The 11,074-nt window shown below is 66.1% G+C and carries 10 protein-coding genes; 7 read left to right on the top strand and 3 right to left on the bottom strand.

From position 1 onward, the window contains the following. Positions 1 to 622: 622 nt before the first annotated feature. Both Q0R23_RS04310 and Q0R23_RS04315 read right to left on the bottom strand, forming a co-directional pair. Positions 623 to 1,519, bottom strand: coding sequence for a metallophosphoesterase (locus Q0R23_RS04310; RefSeq protein WP_293910730.1), 897 nt, complete (start codon positions 1,517 to 1,519; stop codon positions 623 to 625). Beyond that, positions 1,509 to 2,378 (bottom strand): helix-turn-helix transcriptional regulator, encoded by an 870-nt coding sequence (locus Q0R23_RS04315; protein WP_293910732.1) that lies wholly within the window; start codon positions 2,376 to 2,378, stop codon positions 1,509 to 1,511. The genes Q0R23_RS04310 and Q0R23_RS04315 overlap by 11 nt, the downstream gene beginning before the upstream one ends. A gap of 282 nt (positions 2,379 to 2,660) precedes the next feature. Between Q0R23_RS04315 and Q0R23_RS04320 the strand changes: the two genes are divergently transcribed. From Q0R23_RS04320 to Q0R23_RS04350, 7 genes are all read left to right on the top strand, one after another. Beyond that, a complete protein-coding gene (locus Q0R23_RS04320; protein ID WP_293910733.1) occupies positions 2,661 to 3,380 on the top strand; it encodes a 5'-methylthioadenosine/adenosylhomocysteine nucleosidase in 720 nt (239 codons plus the stop codon). Between the two features lie 161 nt (positions 3,381 to 3,541). Continuing rightward, a complete protein-coding gene (locus tag Q0R23_RS04325; RefSeq protein WP_293910735.1) occupies positions 3,542 to 3,772 on the top strand; it encodes a ferrous iron transport protein A in 231 nt (76 codons plus the stop codon). Beyond that, positions 3,769 to 6,006 carry a ferrous iron transport protein B gene (feoB, locus tag Q0R23_RS04330; protein WP_293910737.1) on the top strand — a complete coding sequence of 746 codons (2,238 nt, stop codon included), beginning with the start codon at positions 3,769 to 3,771 and terminating at the stop codon, positions 6,004 to 6,006. Before Q0R23_RS04325 ends, feoB begins: the two co-directional genes overlap by 4 nt. After that, complete coding sequence (locus Q0R23_RS04335; RefSeq protein ID WP_293910739.1) at positions 6,003 to 6,287, top strand: FeoC-like transcriptional regulator; 285 nt, start codon at positions 6,003 to 6,005, stop codon at positions 6,285 to 6,287. Before feoB ends, Q0R23_RS04335 begins: the two co-directional genes overlap by 4 nt. A 503-nt stretch (positions 6,288 to 6,790) precedes the next feature. Beyond that, complete coding sequence (locus Q0R23_RS04340) at positions 6,791 to 7,366, top strand: NADPH-dependent FMN reductase (protein WP_293910741.1); 576 nt, start codon at positions 6,791 to 6,793, stop codon at positions 7,364 to 7,366. Then, positions 7,363 to 8,097, top strand: a complete 735-nt coding sequence (locus Q0R23_RS04345) for an RluA family pseudouridine synthase (RefSeq protein ID WP_293910743.1) — start codon at positions 7,363 to 7,365, stop codon at positions 8,095 to 8,097. The genes Q0R23_RS04340 and Q0R23_RS04345 overlap by 4 nt, the downstream gene beginning before the upstream one ends. A 106-nt stretch (positions 8,098 to 8,203) precedes the next feature. Further along, positions 8,204 to 9,385 (top strand): MalY/PatB family protein, encoded by a 1,182-nt coding sequence (locus Q0R23_RS04350; RefSeq protein WP_293910745.1) that lies wholly within the window; start codon positions 8,204 to 8,206, stop codon positions 9,383 to 9,385. A 100-nt stretch (positions 9,386 to 9,485) separates the two neighbouring features. On the opposite strand, the gene Q0R23_RS04355 is transcribed toward Q0R23_RS04350, so the two are convergent. Then, positions 9,486 to 10,880, bottom strand: a complete 1,395-nt coding sequence (locus Q0R23_RS04355; RefSeq protein ID WP_293910747.1) for an IS4 family transposase — start codon at positions 10,878 to 10,880, stop codon at positions 9,486 to 9,488. Positions 10,881 to 11,074 lie beyond the last annotated feature (194 nt).

Genomic DNA, 11,074 nt, shown 5'->3' on the forward strand with positions numbered 1-11,074 from the left:
GATCTCGCCCACGCTGGCACCGGGCCGAATCTGGGTCTCCAACTCAGCGATCAGTTCCTGGTACGCTTCGTCCGCCTGAACTCTCCATCCTGCTGTTGTCGGCTCCATGGCCCATCATCCCCCATTTCTGAGTTGCACCCAACGGCCCGCCGCACTGCATGAAGGTGAGACAGGGCGAGGCCGGTCCAGCCGGGATATTTCAGATGTGACACCGATTACACTGCTGCCCGGCAACCTCCTCCTGGCACCCGCGCTTTGCCCGAACAAAGTAAAACGGTAGTTTTTACAGAAAAAACATCCAAACTATACCTGCGCAGGCCCACTTTTCACCAAACATCATCCAATTCGACAAGGCTACTGCCAAGCCAGAACGTCGGGTCTACCCGGCTGAAAAACACCTCAATCCGTTTCGCAGCCACTCCCCTCGAAGGGAGCCAAAAGACATGAAGAAGCCCGTTCGCCTCCCTTTTGAGTGGCACCTCTTCTTGTCCAGAATGGAATCTACCGGGCCTGGCCGCTGCGCAGCAGAAGGGTCAATACTGAGCGTCCGATTCACTATGAACGAGTTTGCGGTGGCCCTGTCCAGTCCGGCGTCACCAACGCTGCGCACCTGAGCACCGCCTCAGCGGGCGTAGCTCATCGGCGGGTAGGTCACGACTTCGGCGACGCCGCCCGCGTCCAGACGGGTGATAAACCCGGCGCCGGGGATATAGGCCATGGCGCTGTCTGTATCGATGCACTGGCGCCCGGCGTAGGTCAGAGGGGCGCCGGGTTCCTCGCCCGCCGTGCCGAGCAGCAGATTGATCGGGGTGTGACCGTGGACGATGCGCTCGCCGCCGAAGGTGCTCAGCACCTCTTTGACCAGCGCTCCGCCGTCCGGTCCGGCGAAGGCGAAGCGGGCCGCGAAGGTGTTCATCAGCTCCTGCCAGACCTGCGGACTGTTTCCGGCCAACTTGCGGGCCACGGCCTCATTGACGGTATTGACGTTGCCCGCCGCGTCCCCGGACATGAGTTTGAGGTACATGGCGCTGTCGGCGTGCTGAAGCAGCCAGGGGCCGATCCGCAGCATGGCGGGGCGCTCGGCCATCCAGCTCAGGTCGCCGGGTTCGATCAGAGCCATGTCGCGGGGCTGGCCGCCGTTGCTGTGCCAGTATTCGTAAAAGCCCAGTTCGTCGCGGGGGTCGTTGTGGCGAAACAGCAGCGCCGCCAGGAACATGACCTCGTGGTTGCCCAGCAGCGCGTCCACCCGGCCCCCGGCCAGCTTGGCCTGACGCTGCAAGGTGCGAATGAGCCGAATCACGCCCACGCCGTCCTCACCCCGGTCGAGGTAATCGCCCAGAAACACCAGGTGGGCGTCGCCGCCGCTCCACGAGCCGCTGAAGTCGCTCAGGCCGGAGCGCAGCAGCAGCAGCTTGAGCTTGCCCAGTGCGCCGTGCACGTCGCCGACCACCCAGAGGGCGCCGGGCATCTCCATCTCGGCGCTGACCACGGCGGCGGGCGCCGGGCGTTCATTCAGCATCGTCGTCCGGGCCAGTCGCGTCCGGGCCAGTCTCGTCCGGGCCAGTCTCGTCCGGGCCAGTCTCGTCCAGGCTGATGTCGTCCAGGCTGGTGTCGTCAGAGTCAGTCATGTCCATATCTGCGTCGTTGAGGTCTGCATCGTTGAGGTCTGCGTCGTTGAGGTCTGCGTCGTCCGGGCCAGGCGCGGGCAGTTCTCGCCAGCGGGTCATGCGCTCGGTGATGTCCTGCTGGATGTCGGCGATACGGTGCTCCAACTTGCCCCGGTTGGAATCCAGCTCGAAGCGAAGCCGCATGATCTCCTCGACGCCCGCCAGGTTGACGCCGAGTTCCTGGGTCAGACGCCTGATTTCGCGCAGGTGGTCGATGTCGCGCTCGGAATACAGCCGGGTCTTGCCGCTGCTGCGCCCTGGCCGGATCAGGCGTTTGCGCTCGTACAGACGCAGGGTCTGCGGGTGCATATCGACCAGCTCGGCGGCGATGCTGATGACGTAGACGGGCCGGTCTCTGGGGTCCACCGGGGCGCCGGGCGCGGGCAGCGGCACGGCCACCTGAGCGCGAATCTGACCCTCGATGCGCTCGATCTCCTGCTCGAACTCGTCTTGCATGTCGTCGAGTTCGTGTTGCAGCCGCATGACCTCCTCGACGCCCGCCAGGTTGACGCCGAGTTCCTGGGTCAACCGCCGAATCTCACGCAGATGCTCGATGTCACGCTCGGAATACAGCCGGGTCTTGCCGCTGCTGCGGCCTGGCCGGATCAGACCTTTACGTTCGTACAGGCGCAGCGTCTGCGGGTGCATATCGACCAGCTCGGCAGCAATACTGATGACATAGACGGGTCGCTGCTTGGTGTCGGAGGCCATCGGTTCCTTAAGTATACGGGCTGCGCCCGGCTTGTGGGGGGCGTGTGGCTTGTGGCGCGTGGCTCGTGGGCAAAGATTCGAGCACTCATCGGGTGTGCAGGTCAGGTTCGGTTCGGGAGACGTCACCGGCGAGGCGACTTGATCGAGACCGGAAATTCACGCCCTCAAATGCGGCGCTTCATCAGTCCCAACGCGGCTCGTTGCCTACTCGACTCCCGGCACTTTCTTCCTTCTGTTCCCACATGCCACACGCCGGGCCACAGGCCCCCTACACTGCTCACCATGCTTGGAATCATCGGCGCCATGAACGAGGAAGTCGAACTGCTCATCGCGGAGCTGCGGGAGCGCCGCTCGAACACGCAGGCCGGGGTCACGCTGCATTCCGGCGTGCTGGACGGGCACCGGGTCATCATCACCGAGGGCGGCATCGGCAAGGTCAACGCGGCCATGACGACGGCGGCGTTGATCGCGGCGGGGGCGACGCGGATCATCTTTACCGGCGTGGCGGGCGGCGTCCACCCAGAGTTGGCGGTGGGCGATCTGGTCATCAGCACCGACTGCGTGCAGCACGACGTGGACGTGACGGTGCTCGGATACGACCTGGGCGTCATTCCCGGCGAAGCGCTGAGCTGGAGCGCCGACGAGGAGCTGCGTGCCGTGGCCCTGGCCGCCGCCCGCGAGCAGGGCGGCCTGCGCGTCATCGAGGGCCGGGTCGCCTCCGGGGACCAGTTCGTGGCCGCCGCCGAGCGCGTCGCCTGGCTGTGGCAGACCTTCGGGGCGGCCTGCACCGAGATGGAGGGCGCGGCGGTGGCCCAGGTATGTGCCCGGCACGGGGTTCCCTTCGTGGTCATCCGCTCGGTCAGCGACACCGCCGACACGGGGGCCAAGGTGGACTACCGCGAATTCATGCCCCAGATGGCCCGCCGCGCCAAGCTGGTCGTGCGGGCCATGCTCCGCCGCCTGGAACGCGAGCAGGTTGAACCTGCGCCCAACGGCGCCTGAGCTGAACACACTTCAGTCCTGACCGAGTTCGCCAGTCGCCCGACCCACCAAACCAGCGCTCGCCACCCGACGCCGAGGGGCATTCGTCCTGCGCCTGGAGGGACGCAATCTAGACCGCCCTACATTGCATCCGCTTTAATCCGATTAGACTACTCAGGTTTATGGGAGACGTCACGCTCGATACCCTTCTGCCCGGCCAGGTCGCCCACGTCGTGGCGCTGGACCAGGCCCACCCGCTGCGGCGCCGACTGCTCGAACTGGGCTTCATTCGCGGCGCCAGAATTGAAATCGTGCGCCGCGCCCCGCTGGGCGACCCGCTGCAACTGCGGCTGAACAACACCGACCTGGCGCTGCGGGCCGCCGATCTGGTCGGCGTGCGGGTCCGGCTGTGACGGCTCCGGCGCCCGTCACCCCGCGCCACGACCCCGCGCCGCGCCATGATGCTGCCGCCTGCGCCGAGACGGTGGCCCGGCTACGCGCCCATCGCCAGCCCCGCGCCCTGGTGATCGGCAACCCGAACACCGGCAAATCGACCTTAATTAACGCCCTGGCCGGAACCCACCTGAAAGTCGGCAACTGGTCGGGCGTCACGGTGGAAAAGCGCGAGGCGCAGCTCAGGCGCGGCGACCAGACGGTGCATCTGCTCGATCTGCCCGGCGCCTACTCGCTGAGCCCCCACACGCCCGAAGAACTGATTACTCGCACCGCCCTGCTCGACGAGGCGCCCGACGTGCTGCTCAACGTGCTGGACGCCGGAAATTTGGAGCGCAACTTATACCTGACGCTGCAACTCCTCGAATTCCGGGTGCCGCTGGCGCTGGCCCTGAACCTGGTCGACGAGGCCCGCAACAAAGGTCTGGCCGTCAATTCCGGCGTGCTGGGCGAGGAACTGGGTGTGCCGGTAGTCGAGACGGTGGGCAGCAAAGGTATGGGCACCGCCGAACTATTGAACGTGACCCTGGTTGGCGCCCAGGTGGGCCACGCGCTGCGCTACCCGGCGCCTATCGAAACCGCCGCCGCCGATCTGGAACACCGCATGGCCAGCCTCCAGACGCTGCCGCCGCACGCGCACCGTTACCTGGCGCTGAGCCTACTCGAAGGCGATCCCAGTCTGCGGGGCCGCCTGAACGCCACCGGGCACGCCGCGCTGGTGGAGGCCGCCGACGTTCACCGGGCCGCCCTGGACGCCGCCGGACTCGACCCACTGATCGAAATCGCCGAGGCCCGCTACGCCCGCGCCGGGGAAATCGCCCGCCGCGCCGTGCCGCAGTTCGAGTCCAAGCTGACCCTCACCGAACGGCTCGATAAACTCGCGCTGCACCCCGTCCTGGGCATTCCGCTGTTCCTGGGATTGGTGCTGCTGGTCTTCCGGCTGACCTTCACGGTGGCTTCTCCCTTCGTGGGCCTGATCGGCGGGCCGCTGCAAGCCGTCCTGAGCGGCTGGGCGGTGGGGCTGCTCGGCTGGGCGCCCCTGCTCAAAGACATCGTGGTGGGCGCCGTCATTCCCGGCGTGGGCACGGTGCTGAGCTTCCTACCGACGCTGCTGGTGCTGTACCTGGCCATGAGCTTCCTCGAAGACTCCGGTTACATGGCCCGCGCCGCCTTCCTGGCCGACCGGCTGATGCGCGGGCTGGGGCTGGACGGACGCGCCTTCATTCCGCTGATCCTGGGCTTCGGCTGCAACGTTCCGGCCATCTACGCCACCCGCACGCTGGAGCGGCGCACAGACCGGGTGCTGGTGAGCATGATCCTGCCGTTCATGAGCTGCTCGGCGCGGCTGCCGGTCTACGTGATCTTCTCGGCGGCGCTGTTTCCGAGGGCGGGCGCCTGGATCGTCTGGAGCATGTACCTGCTGGGCATGGCGGTGGCGTTTGCGTTCGCCTGGGTGCTGCGCAAGACTTCATTGCCCGCCGAGGGCGGCGGCGTGCTGCTGGAACTGCCGCCGTACCGTTTCCCCGCCTGGAAAGTCATGTGGCACCACGCCGCCCGCCGCACCGCCAGCTTTGCCAAGCGTGCCCGGACCACCGTGCTCGCCACCGTCGCTGTCGTCTGGGTGCTGCTGTCGGTGCCTGCCGTGTCGGGCCAGGCGTTCGGCCAGGTTCAGCCGCGCCAGAGCCTCTTCGGGGAGGTCAGCCAGGCCATCAGCCCGGTCTTCGCGCCGCTGGGTTTCGGAAGTTGGCAGGCGACGGGGGCGCTGGTCCCCGGCTTCATCGCCAAGGAAGTCGTGGTGGGCACGCTGGGCCAGATCTACCTCGGTGAGCAGGCCGTCAAAGCCGCGCCGCTGGGTTTGCTCGCCGGTTTGACGCAGGCCGCCCTGGGCACCTGGGACGCGCTGAAGACCTCGGTGCAGTCGCTGCCCGGTATCGTTTCACTGCCGAGCTTCGGGGCCGACACCAGTACCGAACTCAAGTCACCGCTGGCCGCCGCGCTGGGCCAGGCGTTTACCCCGGCGGGCGGGCTGGCGTACCTGGTCTTCATCCTGCTGTATACGCCCTGCGTGGCGACGATTGGTGCCCTCCAGGCCGAGCACGGGCGGCGCGTCGCCTGGCTGACGGTGGCCTACGAGCTGGCCATCGCCTGGGTCGCGGCCTTCGCGGTGTATCAGGTGGCGAGGCACTTGTTATGACCAGTCCACTCGCGGCTATCCTCGGCACGCTGGCGGGCACGCCGCGCACCATGCCCGAACTCGCCCGCAGCCTGGGCAGCACCCCGCAGGCGCTGGAGGGGATGCTCCGCACCTTGTACGCTGGTGGCTACGTACAGGAGGCCGTGCAGGGCAACGGCGACTGCTCGTGCAACGGGTGCAGCTTGAAGAGTATGTGCCGCAATTTCGGCGACGAGACGCCGGAATTTCACCTGCTGCGGCTGACGGAGCGGGGGGAGAAGTACCTGACGCGGCTGGGGTGAGGTGGCATCTGAAGCGTGTTTTCGGGGACGTTGCTTTTTGGGCTTCAGCACGTTGCTTATGCGAATGACCCCCACCCCCCAGCGGACAGGCCCGATAGGTGCCGTTCTGCCCAAGACGCCCCCGCCCCGGTGGGGCGTAACTGGCCACAGGTTCGGGGGCGGCCCCTCACCTCTCTTGATAAGGTTATGTGTCAATAGAACCTTGGAGGGGGTTTGTCGCTCCGCTATGGATGGTACTTCCACGTCGGCCCAGACGCACTACTCTTCGCCGCGTTCTCCACATAGTGGCCGGTTGGGTAGGGCGCCCGTGCTCCGCATTCGCCCATAACTGACTTCGCTGGAAAGTAGTGGTCTACTTCAGCGAAAAACAGCGTCTGCGTGAACGTTTTCGACCCCTCTACCTTTATGGGAGAGGGGCGCTGCGAAGCAGCAGGGTGAGGGTGGTGAGCGCAAGCGAATGCCCTGATCTGTTCTTACCTCCCACTTCCCGTATCCTCGCCCCAATGAACTTCACCATCCTCTCGACCTCGCTCAGCCAAGGCAGCCGCAGCCGGGTGCTGGCCCGCCTGGCATCGGAACGGCTGACCGACCTCGGCCACACGGTCACGCTGCTCGACTTACGCGACTCACCGCTGCCTGCCTTCGACGACGACGCGGTGTATACCCACCCGGCGGTGCAGCCCTACCGCGACGCCATTCTGAACGCGGACGGCGTGTTGATCGCGCTGCCGGTCTACAACTGGGCCACCGGCAGCGGCGCTAAAAACCTGATCGAACTCACCGGCTCGCACAGCACCACGCGGGGCCTGAGCGCCGTCTGGTTCGACAAGGTGGTCACGTTTCTGGTGGCGGGTGGCCTGATGCACAGCTACGTGGCCCACCATCCCCTCGCCGTGGGACTTATGACCGACTTCAAATGCATCCTCAATCCGTACCACGTCTACGCCATCGGCACTGACTGGGAAGGCGACGAACTGATATCCCCAGTGCGAGAACGGCTGGACAAGACGCTGGATGTGGCGGTGGACCTCTCCGAGAAGTTGAGAGAGCGAACCTACACCTCCACCTGGGAAATGTGAAGCCCCCCGTTCAAAAACCACAGGTCATCGTCGAGCACCCTGATTTCTACGTGCTGGACAAGCCCGCGCTGTGGCTGACCCATCCGGTGCGGGCGCGCTTCGACGTGCCGGACGTGCTGAGCTTCCTGCAACAGCACACGGGCGAGCCGGAGGTGGCCCCGCCGCACCGCCTGGACCGCGAGACGAGCGGCATCCAGATGTTCAGCCGCGACGCCGACGCCGCCCGCCTCTTCTTCACGCTGTTCAAGGAGCACCGGGTGCGGAAGACGTATCTCGCTATCGTCCACGGCTCGCCCGACTGGGACGAGTTCACCCTCGACGCGCCGCTGGACTTTATCGGCGTAGGTCCAGACAACGCCATCCAGATTCGCCAGGGCGTGATGCCGCAGGGCCGGGAGGCACTGACCGACTTCAAGGTCATGGGCCGTAAGCTGGGCTTCACGCTGCTCCGCGCCTTCCCCCGCTCCGGGCGGCTGCACCAGATTCGGGCGCACCTGGGGCACCTGGGCTTGCCGATGGTGGGCGACAAGATTTACGGACGCGACCCGCAGGCGTTCCTCGACTTCATCGGGGCCGGGCAAACCGACGAGCTGACCCGCCGCCTGCTGCTGCCCCGCCAGGCGCTGCATGCCCACGCCGTCACCTTTGCCTGGGACCGCGCGACGGTGAACGTGACCGTGCCGCTGGCAAGCGACTTGCAGGCGTTCTGGGACAATCTGGAAACAAAGTAGAGGCCATTAGCCCTGCCCACTTCCTACTTCCCACTCCTCTTTTCCCAGGTCCAAACCGAGCACTTTGGCGCTGTCGGCGCCCCACTCCCAGGAGTACACTCCCGCCATGACCGACACGCTCAGCTCGGCGCACCCCTACGACAACGTGCTCCCCGACTTACTGCGCCACGCCGACAACATGAAGTGGACCAAATACGGCCAGGACGTGTTGCCGCTGTGGGTCGCCGACATGGATTTTCCGGTGGCTCCGGCCATTCTGGACGCCCTGCACCAGCGTCTGGAGCGCAGCCTCGGCTACTACCAGATGATGGGCGACCCCGACCTCAAGGCCCTGCTGATCGACAAGTTGGGCCGCGACGGCCTGACCGGCCTCAAACCGGAGGGGCTGAGCTTCCTGCCGGGCGTGGTGCCGGGCCTGTACGCCGCCGTCCAGGGCCTGACCGAACCCGGCGACGAGGTGCTGATCTTCACACCGAGCTACCCGCCGTTTCTGAGTGCCGTCACCGACCACGGGCGCGTCTCCAGGGAAGTGCCGCTGCGCCTGACGCCCCAGGGCTACGAGCTGGACATGCCCGCCCTGGAAGGGGCTGTCACGTCCAGAACAAAGCTGCTGATGCTCTGCCACCCGCACAACCCGACAGGCCGCGTCTGGACGGCGGACGAGCTGCGCGAGCTGGCCGACTTCGCCGCCCGGCACGAGCTGTACGTGGTCAGCGACGAGCTGCACGCCGACCTGCGCTTCTCCGACGCGCCCGCCTTCATCCCCTTTGCCAGCCAGGACGACGCCACCGCCCAGCGCACCGTCACCCTGACCGGCCCCTGCAAAACCTACAACGTGGCGGGCCTGGGCATCGGCGCCATGCTCAGCCATAACGCCGAGCTGGTGGCGCGGCTGGAACGCTCGGTCAAGGGCATCATGGGCCACCCCGGCGGCCTGAGCGTGACCATGTGGCGCTCAGCTTTAACTGGCGGCGCACAGTGGCGGACCCAGACCCTGGCCTACCTTCAGGCCAACCGCGACTTCCTTGCGCAGTTTCTGGCGAGCGAGCTGCCGAGCGTGCCGTTCGCGGCGCCCCAGGCCACCTACCTCGCCTGGCTCGACCTGCGCGGCCACCCCCGCGCCGCCGACATCCAGCAGTTTCTGCTCGACGAGGCCAGAATCGCCCTCAACGACGGCCCCACCTTCGGCCAGGGCTACCAGGGCTTCGTCAGGTTGAACTTCGCCACCAGTCGGGAATTGCTGCAAGATGGGCTGGAGCGGCTGGCGGGGGCGGTAAAGGGGTTGTAGGGAGTGGGAAGTGGGGAGTGTGAACAGAGAGAGGGCATGAGCTGCGCTCACTCCCCTCACCCTGCTGCTGCGCAGCGCCCCTCTCCCAGAGGTCTTATCGTTACCCAGAAGTGGGATAGAGGCTGACAGAGACGTCAAGATCAAGCAGCCAGGCGGCCTGAGTGAGCCAGGCCCAACCGCGCCAGAGGGTCTGCCAACCAGGGTCGCCGTCACGGCGGCGACCAATGAAGCCGCCGATCTGGGCAAGGGCGTGCCAGAAGGCCCGGAGCGTCAGATGTTCCGGAGCAGTGTTGAGGTGACGTTTACGAGCGACCAGCCGGATGAGGTCGAGGGCGATATAGCGCCGAGCCAGGTCATCTGGGTGGGTGCGGCTGAGCGAACGTAACGCCAGCAGGCGGGCTGCGACGGGCGAGAGCAACGCCAGGAGGCGTTGCAGACTCAGCGCCGTCTGGAGTTGCGAGGCTTCAAAGCGGCAGCCGGTCTTGAGCGCTTTGTGATACTCCTCGATCACCCAGCGGTGGGCGTACCAGACGACGATCTGTACAGTGTCCTGGACGGTATGCACCGGCACCGTGGTGAGCAAGATCCATTCCAGGTCGTCCACCACTGACCAGGCCCGCACCACCCACATCGTCAGTGCGGCGCCTTTGGGCGCCGGGGCATTCTTGGGTGGGCTGACGCTGAGCTGCTGGTAACTGACTTGCACCGTGACCGGCCCTGCCGGGTGTCCGGGACGTGCGGCCAGCTCCAGGTGGAGCTCGGCGACACTCGGCTGTGCCCGGATGACGGGAAACAGCGAGCCGACCTGAGCACCGACTTTGACCTGCCGCGTCCGCGCTGCCCGTGCCACCAACTGCCACCCGGCAGCGACAGCACGCTGAAAGTATTTGAAATCGTCGCTGCCCCGGTCACTGACCGACACCCACAGCGCCCCCGCCGGGGGCGCCCCACAGGCTTCGAGCGACTCGGCCCACACCTCACCTTCATTCCAGCGTTGGTAGCGCGCGGCGCGCACTTCGCCTTGGCGCGAGGTGGTCCGTACCCAGGTCTGCTGGTGCGCCACACCCAGCACACCGAGGTCACACTGGTGCCCTCCGGGCACCACACTCAAGGTGGTCTGAACCTTGAGATGACCCTGGTCGTTTTTGGGTGCCTTCGCCAAGCCGCTGGTGTACGGGTGATGAGCAAAGTTCAGGTCCGTGCCGTCCTGAACGAACAGCACCACACCAGGCACGGAGCGTGCCTGCTTCAGCGTCGCTTGCCAGACCGGCGCGTTGAGGTCGACTGGGCTGATCTGTGGGTTGCTCAGCAGCCGGTAGGCCGCTTTCAATCCAGCCCACCCACCACATTGCTGCGGCAACGATGCGTCTGGCTGTGTGGCCAACTGCGCGGCGACTTGCACCACCCGCTTGGTGCGTCGTGGATCACCTAAATCCGCTGCACCCCAGATCCCCGCCGCCCACGTCACTTCATCCTGCCATTGTGCCGTTGTCATCCTTCAGTCTCGGCTCTTCTTCGGTCGATGACTGACTTGTGGGTAACGATAAGCCGGTGGGGCGAGGGGGTTGGTCGCTCCGCTATGGATGGTACTTCCCAGTCGTCTCAGACGCCCTCTGTCTCTCAGCGTTCTCCACACCGTGGCCGCTGGCGTAGGGCGCCCGTGCTCCGCATCCGCCTATAACTGACTCC

The organism is Deinococcus sp. (assembly GCF_025362455.1).
Taxonomy (GTDB): domain Bacteria; phylum Deinococcota; class Deinococci; order Deinococcales; family Deinococcaceae; genus Deinococcus.